Source organism: Bacillus sp. PS237, from assembly GCF_037963345.1.
GTDB lineage: Bacteria > Bacillota > Bacilli > Bacillales > Bacillaceae > Bacillus > Bacillus subtilis.
In genome coordinates, this window is record NZ_CP150156.1 from 1,893,994 (window position 1) to 1,910,981 (window position 16,988).

The window sequence follows — 16,988 nt, forward strand, 5'->3', positions numbered from 1 at the left end:
ATGAACCTTGATTTATAAAGACGCAAACGTTACTTATGATATCAATTCCCGCAGATCAGACGGGAGAGCAACAAACATCCAATTTATGACGCAAGACACGGGCAGCGCCAAGCTGTCCTTTTCTTTTACAAAAGACGGCGTCCCACTTCCATTGTCTGCGGTTGATGCGAAAATTGTTTTGCTTTATCCGGACGGCTCTTTCTATAAAAAGAGTCTTACTCTCATAGACAAAGTGAACGGAAAAGCAGAATACATTCTTTCTGATGAAGAATTGAAGCATCATGGCATTGTGAAGGCAGAATTAAAACTTTACTACACAAATGGTCAGGCTCTGGCAACTTCCTTTTTCACGTTTATGATATCGAAGACACTGGAAGATCAGAACATTGTCCCGGTTGCAGAATATTACATCGATGATGTGGAATCGTTCAGGGATCAAATTAGCCAAACTCTCGGTGAGATAAAAGCGAAGTTTGATGAATTTGAAAACATCGAAACCAAAGTCGGCGCTCAAGAAAAAGCCGATGTTGCCGAACTCAACGCTAAAGCTTACACGGACGTGCACGCGAATAATAAAACGATCCACATTACGGCAGACGAGAGAACGACATGGAACGCAAAGGAGACGACATCGGGATCGAAAAGTAAAGCTGATAAAGCGTTAGTTGACGCAAAAGCCTACACAGATGAACACGCTGCGGACAATGTTAAGCACATTACTGCAGCTGAGCGTACGAAATGGAATCGTGCTCAATTATCAAAAATTACCGCAGATCATGGTGGTGTGTCAATCGCCGCAAATGAAGGAGAGGACATACTCCAAAAAATAGTTGATCAGGGCCGGACAATGGGTACTTTCTACGCGCACGGAAAAGCGATTAATGCTCCTTCAACAGTTTCAACAAGAGGAATATTTCATCTTACAGGCCTTGCTTCTAATGGGAAAGGTATGTATGGATGGGTTTACGCTACAGATTACAAGAATAATGTCTTTACAAACTACTATGACGGCAGCACAACGTATTGGCAGGGGTGGAAACGATCATTAAACACAGATGACTTATTGTATTCATACGCTAACATCACTTTAAAGAATGGTGCAACAGCCGGAACACGGACACCTATTTATGCAAAATGGGGGCCTTTAACGTTATTACGTGGGCATGTGAAAACAGAACCAGAAATCATATTTGGCTCAATTCCTTCTACATATGCTCCAATCGGTGGGGCAGTTGTAACAGTTCCACTTAGCGGAACAGGTGGGACGGCCAACCTCATTGTATATGAAAACGGAGATTTAAAAATCAAATATCCAGACCCTACAGATTCAAGTAAGCTTGGCGGCGGATACTATATTGATGTCGTCATCGGGTTTCAAGAAGGAGGTACTGCATGATACAGGTTTATCGGTATGATGAGAACTTTATTTTTGTCGAGCCGGTTCCAATTGAAGAGCCGGGAGAGGATGGAAAGTATGTAATTCCTGAAAATTGCACAACAATTCAGCCTCCATCATTCATTAAACCTATGTTTCACCCCGAAGAGCAAAAATGGTCAGAAGTAGCAACTCAAGCAGAAAAAGATGAGATTTTAAAACAAGTTGAAAAAGGAAGAGTTCCGTCACCTTTAGATGAATTAAAGTTTCAAAACGCCCAAATCATGGTGCAGCTGGCTGAAGCCCAGAACTTGATAGAGTCTCAGTCGAAAATGATCGCGGACTTGTTATTAAGGCTGGCCGAAGGAGGGGAAGCGTAATGGATTGGTTTGCAAATGTGAAAACTATTTATGGATGGGGAAGACAGTATTACACAAATGCTGACGTCGCCCGTTTTGTTGTCTTAAATAGAATCACAGAAGAACAATATAAAGAAATTACTGGCTTGACCTATCCAGCCACTGAGCCAGTTGTCATAGATTTAGGAAGTTAACCAACACCCATTGAGGTGTTTTTATTTTGCCTCTAAGGAGGTGGTCGAAAGAAATGGAGGAAACGATTGTGTTTATTAATTTTGAAACGTTGGATTTAGCGAGAGTTTACCTATTTGGGGGTGTGAAGTACCTTGATTTACTGCTAGTTCTAAGCATTATCGACGTAATAACTGGTGTGATTAAGGCTTGGAAATTCAAAAAGCTGCGGAGCCGAAGCGCTTGGTTCGGTTATGTCCGAAAAATGCTCAGTTTTCTGGTGGTCATTGTGGCAAATATCGTAGATACAATCCTCAATCTGAACGGTGTCCTGACATTTGGAACCGTTCTTTTTTATATTGCCAATGAGGGGCTTTCCATTACGGAGAACCTTGCACAAATCGGCGTTAAGATTCCGGCTGCCATTACTGACCGGCTTCATGTAATCGAAAATGACAATGACCAAACAAATGAAAAGGATGAACAGGCTGCTGGGTAACCCAGCGGCTTTTTCTATATCAAAAATAAAGGAGAGAACACTTATGACAATCACAGTGAAAAAGAATCTTGTATCAGAAGCTAAATACGCTTTGAAATGCCCTAATCACATGGACGCTGAATACATCACCATCCACAATACAGCGAATGACGCGTCAGCTGCCAATGAAATCAGCTATATGATCGGAAATACTAGCTCGACAAGCTTTCATTTTGCCGTTGATGACAAAGAGGTTATTCAAGGGCTACCGTTAAATCGCAACGCATGGCACACAGGAGACGGCACCAACGGCACCGGGAACCGTAAGTCGATCGGTGTCGAAATTTGTTATAGTAAATCGGGAGGCGCTAAATACTACGCTGCTGAAAAATTGGCTATTAAATTTGTGGCGCAGCTGCTCAAAGAGCGCGGCTGGGGTATTGATCGTGTGCGCAAGCATCAAGATTGGAACGGCAAGTATTGCCCGCACCGTATTTTGTCGGGGGGCAGATGGGATGAGGTTAAGGCAGCCATTGAAGCAGAATTGAAGGAGCTGGGCGGGAAAGCATCTTCTAAATCGTCATCGTCTGCGCCTAAAGCTTCTGGGGGCACTTACACAGTCAAAAAAGGCGATACTCTTTCCGCAATTGCAAAAGAGCACGGGGTGAGTGTGGCAACCCTGCAAAGCTTGAACGGTATCAAAAACCCAAACATGATCAAGGTCGACCAAGTATTAAAGCTCACAGGCTCAAGCACTTCGACCCCTAAACCAAGCAGCAAAAAAACGTCATATGCGCTGCCCTCTGGTGTCATTAGAGTAACAAGCCCTATGCGAAAAGGGGATGACGTAAGGCGTATTCAAAATGCTCTGGCGTCTCTTTATTTTTATCCAGACAAAGGGGCGAAGAATAACGGCATTGACGGCGTGTATGGTCCGAAAACAGCAAACGCAGTCAAACGGTTCCAGCTGATGCACGGGCTATCTGCAGATGGTATCTACGGACCGAAAACAAAAGCAAAACTTGAAGTCCTATTAAAATAAAAAAGGCCCTTTAGTCAGGGCCTTTTTTTCAAATACTATCAATTAACACTTCTGAATTTGTTTTTTTCCCTTTTTCAAGCGCACTTTTTAAAATCTTTATAAAATCCTCCCCATCACTCGTAACAAAATAATTAGACAAGTCGGTGATTTCTTCACTTATGTTATCCCCCCATGGAGGCCTTTTGCTAACATCTTCAATATCCCAAATGACTTGTGAAGGGTTGTACTCTTTCAATTTCTCTTTTATATCTTCTAATTCTTCAAGGGCAGGATCAATGTTTTTGCTTTCAAGCTTTCCTTGATAAAGCTCATTTAATAAATGCGGATATTTCGATCCCCAACCATGCTCTTCTAAATGGTAGCTTACGGTTGAAAAAAATGAATGTAAGAAGTCTCCATGCCCAACTTGATACCAGTAATATTTAACCTTAAATCCTACAGCCAACGTGCTCACCTCTAATTGGTTTTGAATTTTATATCTGCTTTTCCGTTAGTCTTTTTCATTATCTTATCATATAAGTCGTCCATTATTTCTTCAGAAACTGACTGGCCCCTAATATCTATGACTACAGATTGTTTTGTATTATTAGGAAGGTCAGTGAGTCGTTTTTCAACTTGTTTTGAAACATTGTTTACTAACCTACTTCTCCCACTTGGTGTAGTAATCTTATAGTTTTTAACCTCTATACTATGCCCAGTTTTATAGAAGTCCGGACGGGAGCTGCCTTTCTTTCCATAAGGGACTTCTTTGCCATCTATAAATGACTTTTGTTCACTGTAATCAGGATAATCTTTTCCAACATCTTTTTCAGATTGTCGCCATGATGGTCTCTTAGGAATATCAGAATTTTTCACATTTAAGTTTTTGCTGACTCCACGCAAACCGAATCCGCCAAGCATCGATAACGCATGATTAAGGCTGTTTTGTCGTTGTTCATCAGAAATTTTATTCCCAAACATATCCCGGCCAGTTATTGCTTCGCTAAAACCGTTTGCAGATGCGAGACCGTAAAGTCCTTTGCTGGAGTTTTGAAGAGCGTGAAATGTCTTAGGCGTTTTATAGACATCAAGCGCTTTGTCTGCTTTGGAGATCGCTTTGCTAGTTGAATACACAGCTTTTACACCTTTGCCTAATTTACCTGCCCATCCCACAATGGGCACATAACCTGCTGCAGCCATTGCGCCAGTTGCTACACGTTGGCCCTCTGTCAACTTTTCACCGGTTACAGGATCAACGCCATCGGCGGCTCTTTTATAATCATAATATCCGGAGACTTCCCCTGTAAAATTACAAACAACATCCCACGTTTTTTCGTACCATGGCTTATTTGCAAGCTCCTCCTGTTCTTTTGCTATCATTCTTTGTTCGGCCTGCTGATCTTTAAAGGCGATATAATCAGTCGATTGTTTTTTTACATCCTCAATCATCTTGTGGACTTCACTGTCCCTATAAGCCTTGGCATTATAGTGGATGGGAGAGGCACTCTTGCCTGTTGTTGTTGCGTTTATGAGTGCTTGGTAATCAGCCTGAATCATTTGTTCATTTGCTTCTGATAAGGCATATTCTGACGTTAGGTTCTCATCGACTTCACTTATTTTCTCGACTGTATTTTTTCGTTTTTTCTCAGCAGAAGATAATTCAGTTTTAAAATCTTCCGTTGAAAAAACATCTAAGGGGAGGACATCGTGTATTTCATTTAATATGTCTTTGATGGCCTTTTTCTGTTCTGACATGATGGATTTTGATTTAGAATTAGCATTGGCCAACTCATGCTCTAGGAAGGATTCTTCTATGTAGGCATCTGATAAGCTGGCGTCTTCCAAGATACCAGGAATACTCGTTAAAAATGATATTTTCATCTCAATTAGATCAATCCATTGGTCAGCAATGCCGGCCTGATCTTCATAAAATGATTTGATGTTATTTGCACCTTTACCTGAAAACTCACTATCATCTAAATCAGCGACAGCTTTGAATGCTTTCTTTAATTTGATCATTTTACTTTTTAAATCTTTGTATTCTTTTGCACGGTTTTCAGCTTCGGAAAGCAGTGTTTTGGCTTCAAATACCTTCATGATCATATCCTTTCATATGGAATTTAACACAGGGATTTTACCATAGTTTAGGAGAGAGAAGCTGATAATAAATATGTAGTTACAAGAATGATTCGAATTACATAGGCACTATTAACTCAGTTGAATTCTGGCCGCATAGTATTAAGTTCGGCAGACTCATTTTTTAATGAGTTCTTCATTCTGAAAAATAGTAAAAATTACCCTAAAGGAAATTTGCGCCATAACGAAAAATAAATTGCGCTATGTCGAAAATTATTTCTATATATGACATAAAATGTTAAACGTGTGTTAACATTTGTTTGAGTATTTAGAATTTTGACGGAAAGAGGGGTTTATTATGAGTAAACTTGCTTCTGAGTATGTTGCTAATATCTTAAATGAGTGGTATATCGCTATAAAACAGCAAGATGTTGAGGCTGCCGAGAAATATTTTAAAGAGGTTAAAGCTCTGTTTGATGAAATGGTGGAAGATCAAGAGGTATTGATGTATTACTCTTTGCTTGAAGAGAGACATAAAATGATGATGTACCAAGTTAAAGGATCAGACTTCCCTAAGCATTCATATTTCAATAAAAGACACGCAAAAGAAATTCAAAAAACTGATCACATGATAGAGTATTATTTCTTTTTATTTGAAGCGTTATACGAATCATATAATCGAAACTTTGAGAATGCCATAAGCCTTTTTAAAATCGCAGAGAAAAAGTTATCTGTCATTCCGGATGAAATTGAAGCTGCTGAATTTTATTCTAAAGTGGCGTCAATGTACATGATGCTACGGCAAAGTATTGTTTCATTAAATTATATAAACAACGCTCTCAACATTTATAAAGGGAATGAAAATTACAAAAGAAAGTTTGCAACTGCATTGATGGTTGTTGGAACTAACTATACTGATCTAGGCCAGTTTGATAAAGCTGAAGAAGCCTATTTCCAAGCGATTAGAATTTCAAAAGAGCTTGGTGATAAATTTTTCGAAGCCCAAATCCATCACAATTTAAGTATTACATACTCAGCAGCAAATAGATCCCAAGACTGCCTTAATGCACTAAGAAAAGCAATCCGAAACAAAGAATGGAGACAATCAGTTTATTACATTAACTCTCTTTACATGGTCACAAAAGAGTTATTCCTCATGGGCCAAAAAGATAAGGCTGTATATTATTACAAAAAAGGACAGGAAAATTTAAACCAAAAAGAGAATAAAGTGTATGAGGCTAAAATAAACATCATTTATAAACTTCTTCAAGATAATCAAAACGAAACGATTGAGCATTGTTTGAGTTATATTCATTTCCTTCAAGAAAAGAATGACTTAGACAGTGTTCTTGATCTATCCTTGATTATCTCTCGGTACTGTGAGGAGAAAGAATGTTATAAGGATGCTCTTGAATTTTCTAAACGAGCTATTTTAGCCGAAAAGAAAATGAGGCAGTTGGAGGGAATAGGATGAAAAGATTAATACTTCGTGTGTCTGTTACAGCTATTATCTTAAGTGGATTAGCTGTTGGCACTAGTTTGATTACTCAACCTGACTTTCATTTTAGTGAAAAACCAGTTGGAACAGAAATACAAATTGCAGAAAGACCTGTTGGCACTTAATACAAGAACCCTGAAAAGGGTTTTTTATTGCGTGAGAACGTTTGTTCTGATATGGTGCATGTAGAGGTGAGATATATGAAAAAGTTATCAAAAGAGCTGGAAGAGGGATTAGAAAGAGTACCAAATTTGATTGAAGAGGTTTTGCAAATTTATGAACAGCATCAAGGAGAGCCGGAGAACAAACCAGGCGTTAGCTGTCCTTCGTGTCTTAATAAATCATCTGATTATGTGTGTAATTGGTATGGAAATAAACATGTTCATTTCATTTGTAAGTGCGGTTGTCAAGTCGACCAATAATAAAAAGGCCCTTCTCATATGAGAGAGCCTTTTTATTTATCCACCTACTCTTATTTCACGACCTAAGCCCATTCCTACAGGTGGGTCGATTTGATGGGTTCCTACTGGTAGCTCGCGTGCGATCATCATTTATCAACTCCTCTCTATAGATACATTACTTCATAATTTTCCAAATCCCTTTTATTTGAACAATTTTTTTAATAATTTATTTGTTGCTTTTCCGGCTGCACGGCGAGCCACTCTTTTTCCAAGTGTTCCGTTTTTGGCTGCGTTAACATCTCCAAGAAGCTTTGCCGATTTGTAAAGCGCAGATCTGATTTTATTTATATTCAATATTATCATTCCCTTTATATGTATATCTTTAGCTTACAATAAAAATCTAAAAATGAATAGATGTGGGCACCCACAAAGACACCCACAAAACACCCACAAATATAATATACTTGATGATTTCTTATTCGAAGAGAAATAACAAAACCTTCTTAATTCAACGTTTATCATGCACTATGACATTGAAATATTGCCTAGATTATATTCCGCACGCAAGTACATCCTTGGGAACGCGAACAGTATATGTCTCAGTATTAATATCTCAATCCCTTGGCACTAAAAGTGTCAGGGGATTTTTTATGTTAATAGGTAATAAATTATGGAGCGGCACTGCTAAAAAGCAGGGTCACTTTTAGTCTATGTCACTAATAATTCTATGTACTAAATTTTTAATTAGGGAAATAATTCCACGCTTAAGGAAGCAATACGCATAAATAATTCGACAAATTCTGTGATAATTCCATTGTTCAATACTTCTACCAGCAATAATAAGATGAGTAAGGTAGATGTTTATCATTGACATCATAACCAAATGAATCCATAATTACGTTGAAATCTAAATCAATTTTCAAAAAGGAGATTTCTATGAAAAAATTGACTATCTTCTCCGGGGGATTAGGAGCGGTTTTTTCTGTACTGGCTCAACTGTTTGCGGTTATAGATGACTCTTACACTTTGGGGAATTTATGGTTTTTAGGTGCTTTGGCGGGAATTATAACCATGCTTGCTTCAATCCAGACAAATAATAAACCAGTCTTCAGCATATTATTAATTGCTAGTTCAGTAATAGGTCTACTTGGAACTGGTCTTGTATACATCATACCAACACTGTTCAATATAATAATAATTTATAAATTTTCAAAAGTAAGCCAATAAGCCAATGGGAAAATTAAGGTTCTTTTTTTATTTAACATCCCTTTGACAAGGTCGGTGATAAATCGCAGAATGTTTATGCTTGCAACTAATCCACCAGCGGGGGCATCGGTGGGCATGATTATCTAACGCCATGTTTCTAGGATACCGGAATTGAAACATTTGCTGAGGCATTTCGTGAAGCTGATCACCAAATGACCATTTCCATAGAGGCACGTCTAAAGAAGCTATCATAGGAGGACAATACTGTGTGGAAAGCTTTAAGTCAATTACTCAAGAAACAGAAAAATCAAAGTCCAAGCGATGAAGATTATATACAGATTCCAGAATTAGAAGTAAAAGTTTTGGGGATGCTTCACAGTATCAATATAGACCTGGTTAATGTAATAGCCCAAGCAGAAAAGTCTAAGGAGTTTATAGGACAAATCGAAGGCATCTGGCATTCTATAGCAAATCAATTTTATTCACTCGCCCAAGGGTTTGAGAATGAGGATATCAATAAGCTTTCTGCGGATCTTGATCATGCTGCCGCCACTTGGGAAGCTGTTGCTAATAAAGCAAAAGAGTTTGTAACAAATTCATACCAAGGGTAAAAGAAAAATAAGGGCCTGAAAGGGCTCTTTTGCTTATAGTCATATTTCCCGTAAGTATTACTTTTTGGATTTAATAAATTTTAAAGCGTGTTTGTTTCACTGAATTCATAGTCAAAAGGGGAATGTTTTTATGCTTGGAATCAACGTTGAAAAATCAAATGAAAACTTAATTATCAATTGGCAGCTATCCAAAATTGAAATTCCAATCAAAGAAATCAATGATGTATTTCTTGATCCAAACTATGGGGGAGAGGAGAAAAGCGCAGTAAGGATTGGGTTTCCTTATGGCTCAACAGATAGGGTAGTAATTAAAACAGCACGTAACACTTACATTTTGTTCACCACTAATCCTGCTTTAATTATGAGTAAAATTGTTTCTTAATAAACAGTTTATGTCCCTTTTAAATTTATCTATTAATGTTCTGTGTGGTAAAATTTAGTGAGATGATTTAAGGAGGAGGAGCATTTATGGAAGAAATAAAAGTTAGTTCACATGACACTAGATGGTATTAAGAAAGCAGTTTCTAAATATGGTACATTCCCTATGTTTCATCATGGAGGATATGTCATGGAAGATGCTACTTTTCATTTCAAAGATCCTGCTAGTCCTCAAGAAATTAGCGATATAGAACAGAAGCTAGGTGTTACTTTCCCTAATGACTATAAAGAGTTTTTGTTACAGCACAATGGGATGGAAATGTTTGATGGGATTGAAATACTTAGCTTAGAGGGAATCATTGAATATAATGAGGTTCAAGATTTCCCAGAGGGATACGTTTTAATTGGATATCATTTTGATGGAAGATATGTCATAGACACAAACAAATCAAAAAATGGATTAGGCTATATGCTATATCTAGACTCAATTGATGATATTGAAGATGCGATTAACTTAGATTCTAATTTCGAGATATGGTTTGATATGCTAGTGTCTTTAAATGGAACGAAATATTGGGAAGTAAATCCGAATCTCCAAGAGTATTATAAACTGGTTTCAGAATAACACTTCGGCAAAAGAAAAAATTATGACTAATTTCAACAACCAAAGAAACTGCAATTTGAGGGAAGTATAATGACAATTTACGAGCAAATTAAGGATGCTTTGAAAAATAAGATCAATGAGTTGGTTTCACCTCAAGAAGTAAAGAAAACCCTTCAAGAAAAATACGGAACTAATCCGGATAGCATTATTTTATCAGATTATTGTTATAACCGGTATAATAAGGGGATTTCTTTTAATAAGCACCTCTTTGAATATATGAATAGAAGTTCTTACAAATACTTAGGTGAAAACTCTCTTTATACAGGACTTATTTTCAGAAAATCAAAAGGGGAAGATAAGGAAGTTATCGTAGGCGAATGGGTAAACGGTGTTAAATCACTCCGAGAAGCTTCTGTTACTAATAACCAAATAAATGATCAAGCCGAAATCATTAGTAAAGAACAACTTGTAAACCTTTATAATGAATATAACCAAATCCTGAGATATGAAATGAATGTATTGAACTGTAAGCCTACAGAATTGAGGCATTTAATTGGCAGAATCGGTGAATTCATTTGTGCAATCCAAACCAACGGCACTCTGGCACGTCAAACTAATCAGCATGGATTTGATGTTGTGAGTGATGGCAGACGGATTAGTGTAAAAACAACAGCTCAATCAAGTGGTTTTATTTCGATAAATAAAAATACATTTTATGATTTTGATGATTTTTTTGTAGTTCAATACGTAAATGATGATTTTAAAGTTATTTTCTTCGGCTCAAAGGAAGAAGTGCAAAAAATAAGCAGAATTTATGGAAGCCAATACGAAGTTGAAATTTCACTTCTTAAAAAGCTTAATAAGGAATACCAATTAAATTAAACAATCTTGTTGGTAACAAACATCCTCTTACTTATTGTAAGAGGATGTTTGTTTAATTCTTACATATTTTATCTTTGCAATCTGGCTTACGAGTTGCATCCACAGTAAATGATCTTACTTCGTCTTTAGTTTTGTCATAAATTCCCCATATTACCCCTCAGAGAAGGATAGGGGGATTATTTTGGAGAATCATATTCCATTGCTTGTTCACAGTCAGTAATCCTTGAGTTGTTCTAGCAAGAGGCAATATTGTTGAATAAGAATAGTTTTAAAGAGGTTATTGTTGTCTTCATATTGAAATAAAGATTAAGTATATTAGAGGGGAGTTGCTTTAATGCACATAACAACAAAAAGGTTATTGATACGTGAATTTGAATTCAAAGATTGGCAAGCAGTATATGAGTATACATCTGATAGTAATGTAATGAAGTATATACCTGAAGGGGTTTTTACTGAAGAAGATGCAAAGGCATTTGTAAATAAAAACAAAGGTGATAACGCTGAAAAATTCCCTGTCATACTAAGAGATGAAGACTGTCTTATAGGCCATATTGTTTTTTATAAGTATTTTGGTGAACATACATATGAAATTGGGTGGGTGTTTAATCCCAATTATCAAAATAAAGGGTATGCTTCTGAGGCAGCCCAAGCTATCTTGGAATATGGATTTAAAGAAATGAACTTACATAGGATTATAGCTACGTGTCAACCTGAGAATATTCCCTCATACCGAGTTATGAAGAAGATTGGAATGAGAAGAGAAGGCTTTTTTAAAAAATGTATTCCAAAAGGCAATGAATGGTGGGATGAATATTATTACGCTATTTTAGAGGAAGAGTGGAATTGAACTTTATTGAGTGCGGCAATACAAACAAATTATCACCCTCTACTTAGAACATATTAGTTAAATGAAGGTGATATATAAAGTGATATGACAGTGATTAAATGGGATTCAATGAGCTCCGGTGAATTGTTTTTAGGTGAGTTCACTAAGGATGATACCTGATACGCAGCCATACCATTCGAGCGTTAATCATTTTATAACTGATCTTTTCACTTTTGCCCACGGGGGAATAAGACCCTATTTAAGTTTGCCAGACGATTGTTTGATCCGTTGTTGATGATTGTCAGGATTTTTTGTGAAGGAATATCTTTATATAGTGGTTGATTATTCCCTTCTGGTAAAAATTGATCTATGTTGAATTGCTTAACATGTCATTGAACTCAGAGAATAAAGTGAACCTGCCACAGATGTTCATTATCTTTTAGGGGGTTCCAAAAAGACCGTATTCCTATCGATCGCTCAGAGTGAAAATGGTATACTAAAGTTACAATCACAGGAAGGAATTACAATTTTTTTAGATCTACATAAAATCATCTGATTAACCGAAAGTGAGAATGTGTGAATGAATTTAATAGGGTATATTGAGGAAAGGTTTCAAAACCTCGAATTAATTCCTAGCATCTATAATCAATGGGGCACAGGAATCCATTTTTGTCTTGGGGAAAATATCTATCAACTCAAAGCAAATGAAGAATTGAATTTAAAGATGTTTCGGATTGTATATGAACAAACCTCAATCATTTTTAATGAATTATTTGAACAAAATGATGACATATTCCTTGTGACGAATATGTATAAGCACAAAAAGAAAGAGAAATGTATAAGAAAATTAAAGGTGTATCAACCGTTTCTAAAATGTAAAAATCATTTGAATCAAATTATGGTGAAGACATATCCCTATCCTTTCGAAATCAATAAAGCTGAAGAATACGAGATGCAACAATTTTCCCTGTTATGCAAACCTCGAGACTTACGTGTAACTGAATTACTTAAAGCAGCCAGTAATGAGGATTTTCCACAAAAACCGAAATTCGGAGGTTACTCTATTGATTACCCTGATGTTTTCTTTGTGAACATTACAAAAGACATTATTTTCTTTATCTATGATGACCGCGGATGCGAAGTCATAGCTCATGATTTCAAACGAATACGTCCACTTTATGAAAAATATCACGACTGGGTAGAAGAGTATAAGTGCATGTAATACTTTTTTTAAAAACGATTTATCAGGAAAGGCAGAATTAGATTATGAGGGCCTTACATACAAGATGTAAACGGTTATTGAAACTAAGATGGTATTATGTGATGATGAGAGATCTGCATTTTTATTAGTACTTGATGAAAGATTAGTGGATTTTGATTCTCAAGGTGGAAACCATATTAGTGTTTATTTAGTTACTCACTTTGAGTTATCTGATCAATCGTATAAAGATGTATTAAGCTTTAATGATGATCTTTTGGGTATGGAGCATAACTGTTCGTATGCAATGGATATTCTAAGCGTTAAAGAGGAACTTGATTTCGATTTCCCATTTAATATGCTTGCAATAAAAAGCTATGTACAAGAATTAATAAAAATGTTAGGGATTGATATCACTCTGCCTGAAATGAAAGAAAGAGATTTTGACAAACTTTCTCAAAACTAAATAAAACTACTATTTTTAAAGAGAACGGAGACTTGCTTTCAATATGAATGTTAAAAAAGCTGCAGCTGTTTTTTCAATCACTATTCCAATTATCTCAGCCATCTTAATTATTAATTTTTTTACAGGATTTATGTCAATTCCATGGCAAGGAATGCCGGTGTTTTTTCCATTATTACTTTCTCCTATAGGAATCATTTTAGCGTTCGTTTCAATAAAGACAAATAAACGGTGTGCTGTATATGGGATTGTCTTAAATGCAATTATGTTTCCATTTCCTTTTTTCTGGTTTATCGGAGGGGCTTTGTTATTTGGAGTTTAAAATCCATTAGGCATTACGCTTATACATTGGTATTTTCGAGCTTGTCAAAAGAAGGAATAAAAAAACTTCAGAATTGCTTGGCTTTACTTTATGTTGAAAGGGGTCGAGTAAGGTGGATAGGAAAAAGGATGAAATACAAAGAAAATATAGGGAACAAATGAGGGAGAAGAAAGAACGAGAAAAAGAAGATGGCAGTTCACATACTTTTGAAATTGTTGTTGTGCTAGCCATTATCATTTTGATGTTTTTCTTTAATTCAGTTTTCAAGGCTTTTTAGATATTGTACAGATGACTTTCAGGATGTTTGAAAAAATAACCCTTTGAGATATATACCGCATGAAAGTATTGAAGGACTTATGAAAATTCAAGAGCCAGTTGAATCTTAATAATTAATCACCAAATAATGGGGATGTAAAATGAAGTTGTATAATGAATTTATCAATATAGCTAAAACGTTTAATAAAGAGTTAGATATAATTCCATTATTATATGGATCTTTAGGTCTTGAAAAGGTAACTGGGTTAGACTTTTCCCCAGAAGATATTGATCTCCTTATTCCTTTAATTTTTTTAGAGGAAAAGTGGGAAAAACTAAAAAAAGTGATGGAACTGCATGGATACAAAATGGTTGATTTACATGAGCATGAATTTAAGAAAACTAATACAAAAATAGGCATTTCTTACATTGAGGATTTAAAACCATTTGCAGATGTAGACTATAATAACCTAGAGATTTTTGAAGATGGCGGAGCGAAATATCATTTGCTAACGATTGATGATTACCTCAAGATTTATAAAAAGTCTTTATTAGATGGTTATAGAAGAAGGAAGAAGAATCATAAAGACCAAAGTAAAATTAACATATTGAATAAATTAATACGGAATTAATTTCTGTATTCCCTTTTGTTTCCAGTCTCAATTAAAATTTTTAAGATTAAAATAAGTTTGAAGGAAAAATCATAGTGTTTAACACAGCCATTAATCCTCAGACAGTCAAATAGCCATTTCTACTCCGGTTGAAAGCTTCTCTATTTTTGCTTCTTATTTATCTTTCCTGTATTGATATATGTATGTAGGGTTGGACTTATAACATAAACTATTCTGGCCATTCCGTTCTTTCAATTCATGACCGGGCTTGCCATCAGCATAAATCTAGGCTAACAGTCTCCATACATCCTGTGATCACCTTTATCAAACTCTTAAATGCAACTTACCACTAACCAATTCTTTATTTCGCATAGATCATCTTTGTCATGTGTTTACACAAGAATCTGTTTTGGACTGAGACACTGAATATAACAAAACAGTCAAAAATCAATATTTAATTCATTCTGTTTAAACTTTCTGAAAAAGATGTTGAAAAAGTCGAAAGGATTTTATAATATTAAGTCAAGTTAGTTTGTTTGATCAACAAACTAATGAAATGAACTTTCATTATCCACAAGATAAGATCTTACTAATATGGATGGAAGGGGGATAAGAGGGTCGATTTAATGGAGCTAAACAATATAAGAAACGAAAGAATGAGGCTTTTATCCTTTTCCAGGTATATAAGGTATGACGAAAAAAGATGAATTTTTTGCTTGCTGATCACCATATTTTTTTGCACTGTTTTGAAAGCGCTTTTATAAAAGTTTACTGACCGTAAATTCGAGAAATTGTTATACCGTTTCACACTGTTCCATATTAAAGGATCGAAAAGGGGAGAAATCATGCTCAGTGAAAATGTAAAGAAGATTAGCATGGTTGAAAAAGTTGGATATGCGTCTGGAGATTTTGCTTGTAATTTAATTTATGCAACAGTGTCTACGTATCTTTTGTTCTTCTATACAGATGTTTTTGGTTTATCGGCAGCAGCAGCCGGTACTATGTTTTTAGTGGTTAGAATAATCGACGCTCTCGCTGATCCTTTTATCGGAACAATAGTTGACAGAACGAACAGCAGATTTGGACGCTTTAGACCGTATCTTTTATTCGGAGCTTTTCCATTTGTCATACTGGCAATACTCTGTTTTACAACACCAGACTTTTCGGATATGGGGAAATTAATATATGCCTATATAACCTATGTTGGCTTGTCGCTTACATACACAACGATAAACGTTCCATATGGCGCGTTAACTTCTGCAATGACTAGAAATAATCAAGAAGTTGTTAGTATAACTTCTGTTCGCATGTTATTTGCGAATCTTGGGGGACTTGTCGTTGCATTTTTTGTTCCCTTACTGGCTGCTTATTTAAGCGATACTTCCGGCAACGAGTCTCTTGGCTGGCAACTAACCATGGGTATTTTGGGAATGATAGGCGGGTGCCTTTTAATCTTTTGTTTTAAAAGCACAAAAGAGCGGGTCACTCTTCAAAAATCCGAAGAGAAAATTAAATTTACGGATATATTTGAGCAGTTTCGTGTTAATCGTCCACTTGTTGTATTAAGTATTTTCTTTATTATTATTTTTGGAGTGAATTCCATCAGTAATTCGGTTGGCATTTACTACGTAACGTATAACTTAGAAAGAGAGGATTTGGTGAAGTGGTACGGTTTGATAGGAAGTTTACCCGCTTTGGTCATTTTACCGTTTATTCCAAGGCTTCATCAATTTTTGGGGAAAAAGAAATTACTAAACTATGCATTATTACTGAATATTATAGGCCTCTTAGCTTTACTGTTTGTTCCGCCAAGTAATGTTTACCTCATACTTGTCTGTCGATTAATCGCTGCTGCTGGAAGTCTCACTGCCGGGGGATATATGTGGGCGCTTATTCCTGAAACAATTGAATATGGAGAGTACAGGACTGGGAAAAGAATGGGTGGGCTCATTTACGCTATAATCGGATTTTTCTTTAAGTTTGGTATGGCCTTAGGAGGAGTTGTTCCGGGTCTGGTTCTTGATAAGTTTGGATATGTAGCAAATCAGGCACAAACCCCGGCGGCCTTAATGGGGATTTTAATTACAACAACCATTATTCCCGTGTTCTTGCTTGTTCTAGCTTTAATTGATATTAATTTCTATAACTTAGATGAGAAAAAATATAAAAACATGGTTCGAGAATTAGAGAATAGAGACAAAGTTTATTTGGATCATATTGATGATTTCAAGGCTTAAAAAAGAAAATAAACTG

The 16,988-nt window shown here is 36.0% G+C and carries 23 protein-coding genes and 1 pseudogene; 20 read left to right on the top strand and 4 right to left on the bottom strand.

From position 1 onward, the window contains the following. Positions 1 to 7 precede the first annotated feature (7 nt). From NST22_RS09560 to NST22_RS09580, 5 genes are read left to right on the top strand one after another with little or no spacing between them, the layout of a single operon-like run. Positions 8 to 1,396: a BppU family phage baseplate upper protein gene (locus NST22_RS09560; RefSeq protein ID WP_019712655.1), complete on the top strand. Its 1,389-nt coding sequence runs from the start codon at positions 8 to 10 to the stop codon at positions 1,394 to 1,396. Beyond that, complete coding sequence (locus tag NST22_RS09565; RefSeq protein ID WP_019712654.1) at positions 1,393 to 1,755, top strand: hypothetical protein; 363 nt, start codon at positions 1,393 to 1,395, stop codon at positions 1,753 to 1,755. Before NST22_RS09560 ends, NST22_RS09565 begins: the two co-directional genes overlap by 4 nt. Next, on the top strand, positions 1,755 to 1,928 hold the full coding sequence (locus tag NST22_RS09570; RefSeq protein WP_019712653.1) for an XkdX family protein: 174 nt from the start codon (positions 1,755 to 1,757) through the stop codon (positions 1,926 to 1,928). Before NST22_RS09565 ends, NST22_RS09570 begins: the two co-directional genes overlap by 1 nt. A 53-nt stretch (positions 1,929 to 1,981) precedes the next feature. Continuing rightward, positions 1,982 to 2,404 carry a holin family protein gene (locus tag NST22_RS09575; protein ID WP_019712652.1) on the top strand — a complete coding sequence of 141 codons (423 nt, stop codon included), beginning with the start codon at positions 1,982 to 1,984 and terminating at the stop codon, positions 2,402 to 2,404. A 43-nt stretch (positions 2,405 to 2,447) separates the two neighbouring features. Beyond that, positions 2,448 to 3,425, top strand: a complete 978-nt coding sequence (locus tag NST22_RS09580) for an N-acetylmuramoyl-L-alanine amidase (RefSeq protein WP_019712651.1) — start codon at positions 2,448 to 2,450, stop codon at positions 3,423 to 3,425. Between the two features lie 28 nt (positions 3,426 to 3,453). Here NST22_RS09580 and NST22_RS09585 read toward each other — a convergent pair whose 3' ends face one another. Beyond that, the gene (locus NST22_RS09585; protein ID WP_019712650.1) at positions 3,454 to 3,870 is read right to left on the bottom strand and encodes an immunity 70 family protein; all 417 of its coding nucleotides are present in this window, start codon (positions 3,868 to 3,870) and stop codon (positions 3,454 to 3,456) included. 11 nt (positions 3,871 to 3,881) lie between these two features. Continuing rightward, a complete protein-coding gene (locus tag NST22_RS09590) occupies positions 3,882 to 5,501 on the bottom strand; it encodes a T7SS effector LXG polymorphic toxin (RefSeq protein ID WP_212033844.1) in 1,620 nt (539 codons plus the stop codon). A gap of 337 nt (positions 5,502 to 5,838) precedes the next feature. Here NST22_RS09590 and NST22_RS09595 point away from each other — a divergent pair, with 337 nt between their 5' ends. From NST22_RS09595 to NST22_RS09605, 3 genes are all read left to right on the top strand, one after another. Further along, on the top strand, positions 5,839 to 6,954 hold the full coding sequence (locus tag NST22_RS09595; RefSeq protein WP_019712648.1) for a Rap family tetratricopeptide repeat protein: 1,116 nt from the start codon (positions 5,839 to 5,841) through the stop codon (positions 6,952 to 6,954). Continuing rightward, positions 6,951 to 7,103 (top strand): PhrK family phosphatase-inhibitory pheromone, encoded by a 153-nt coding sequence (locus NST22_RS09600; RefSeq protein ID WP_019712647.1) that lies wholly within the window; start codon positions 6,951 to 6,953, stop codon positions 7,101 to 7,103. Before NST22_RS09595 ends, NST22_RS09600 begins: the two co-directional genes overlap by 4 nt. Before the next feature lie 75 nt (positions 7,104 to 7,178). Then, positions 7,179 to 7,400: a hypothetical protein gene (locus NST22_RS09605; protein ID WP_019712646.1), complete on the top strand. Its 222-nt coding sequence runs from the start codon at positions 7,179 to 7,181 to the stop codon at positions 7,398 to 7,400. Between the two features lie 180 nt (positions 7,401 to 7,580). Here NST22_RS09605 and NST22_RS09610 read toward each other — a convergent pair whose 3' ends face one another. Beyond that, positions 7,581 to 7,733: a hypothetical protein gene (locus NST22_RS09610; RefSeq protein WP_019712644.1), complete on the bottom strand. Its 153-nt coding sequence runs from the start codon at positions 7,731 to 7,733 to the stop codon at positions 7,581 to 7,583. 582 nt (positions 7,734 to 8,315) lie between these two features. On the opposite strand from NST22_RS09610, the gene NST22_RS09615 reads away from it, so the two are divergent. The 6 genes from NST22_RS09615 to NST22_RS09640 all read left to right on the top strand — a co-directional run bounded on the left by NST22_RS09615 (position 8,316) and on the right by NST22_RS09640 (position 11,907). Further along, positions 8,316 to 8,606 (top strand): membrane protein, encoded by a 291-nt coding sequence (locus NST22_RS09615; RefSeq protein ID WP_009967315.1) that lies wholly within the window; start codon positions 8,316 to 8,318, stop codon positions 8,604 to 8,606. Between the two features lie 245 nt (positions 8,607 to 8,851). Continuing rightward, entirely contained in the window at positions 8,852 to 9,196 is a 345-nt protein-coding gene (locus NST22_RS09620; RefSeq protein ID WP_003244759.1) for a hypothetical protein, read from the top strand. Between the two features lie 130 nt (positions 9,197 to 9,326). Next, the gene (locus tag NST22_RS09625) at positions 9,327 to 9,578 is read left to right on the top strand and encodes a hypothetical protein (RefSeq protein WP_003245594.1); all 252 of its coding nucleotides are present in this window, start codon (positions 9,327 to 9,329) and stop codon (positions 9,576 to 9,578) included. A gap of 186 nt (positions 9,579 to 9,764) precedes the next feature. Continuing rightward, positions 9,765 to 10,199: an SMI1/KNR4 family protein gene (locus tag NST22_RS09630; protein ID WP_003245860.1), complete on the top strand. Its 435-nt coding sequence runs from the start codon at positions 9,765 to 9,767 to the stop codon at positions 10,197 to 10,199. A gap of 69 nt (positions 10,200 to 10,268) precedes the next feature. Continuing rightward, on the top strand, positions 10,269 to 11,060 hold the full coding sequence (locus tag NST22_RS09635) for a hypothetical protein (protein ID WP_003245212.1): 792 nt from the start codon (positions 10,269 to 10,271) through the stop codon (positions 11,058 to 11,060). A gap of 334 nt (positions 11,061 to 11,394) precedes the next feature. After that, on the top strand, positions 11,395 to 11,907 hold the full coding sequence (locus NST22_RS09640; RefSeq protein WP_003245754.1) for a GNAT family protein: 513 nt from the start codon (positions 11,395 to 11,397) through the stop codon (positions 11,905 to 11,907). A 175-nt stretch (positions 11,908 to 12,082) separates the two neighbouring features. Here NST22_RS09640 and NST22_RS09645 read toward each other — a convergent pair. Then, positions 12,083 to 12,313 (bottom strand): annotated as a pseudogene (locus NST22_RS09645) (SOS response-associated peptidase family protein); the annotation flags it as partial. 153 nt (positions 12,314 to 12,466) lie between these two features. Between NST22_RS09645 and NST22_RS09650 the strand changes: the two are divergent. The 6 genes from NST22_RS09650 to NST22_RS09675 all read left to right on the top strand — a co-directional run bounded on the left by NST22_RS09650 (position 12,467) and on the right by NST22_RS09675 (position 16,972). Beyond that, positions 12,467 to 13,108 (top strand): DUF3885 domain-containing protein, encoded by a 642-nt coding sequence (locus tag NST22_RS09650; RefSeq protein WP_003245299.1) that lies wholly within the window; start codon positions 12,467 to 12,469, stop codon positions 13,106 to 13,108. An 88-nt stretch (positions 13,109 to 13,196) separates the two neighbouring features. Beyond that, the gene (locus NST22_RS09655; protein WP_003245740.1) at positions 13,197 to 13,550 is read left to right on the top strand and encodes a hypothetical protein; all 354 of its coding nucleotides are present in this window, start codon (positions 13,197 to 13,199) and stop codon (positions 13,548 to 13,550) included. Between the two features lie 43 nt (positions 13,551 to 13,593). Beyond that, the gene (locus NST22_RS09660; protein WP_003245005.1) at positions 13,594 to 13,869 is read left to right on the top strand and encodes a hypothetical protein; all 276 of its coding nucleotides are present in this window, start codon (positions 13,594 to 13,596) and stop codon (positions 13,867 to 13,869) included. A 112-nt stretch (positions 13,870 to 13,981) separates the two neighbouring features. Further along, positions 13,982 to 14,146 (top strand): hypothetical protein, encoded by a 165-nt coding sequence (locus NST22_RS09665; RefSeq protein WP_003245467.1) that lies wholly within the window; start codon positions 13,982 to 13,984, stop codon positions 14,144 to 14,146. Positions 14,147 to 14,285: 139 nt separating this feature from the next. After that, positions 14,286 to 14,756, top strand: a complete 471-nt coding sequence (locus NST22_RS09670) for a hypothetical protein (protein WP_003245403.1) — start codon at positions 14,286 to 14,288, stop codon at positions 14,754 to 14,756. Positions 14,757 to 15,580: 824 nt separating this feature from the next. Next, positions 15,581 to 16,972: an MFS transporter gene (locus tag NST22_RS09675; RefSeq protein WP_003245259.1), complete on the top strand. Its 1,392-nt coding sequence runs from the start codon at positions 15,581 to 15,583 to the stop codon at positions 16,970 to 16,972. Positions 16,973 to 16,988: the final 16 nt, after the last annotated feature.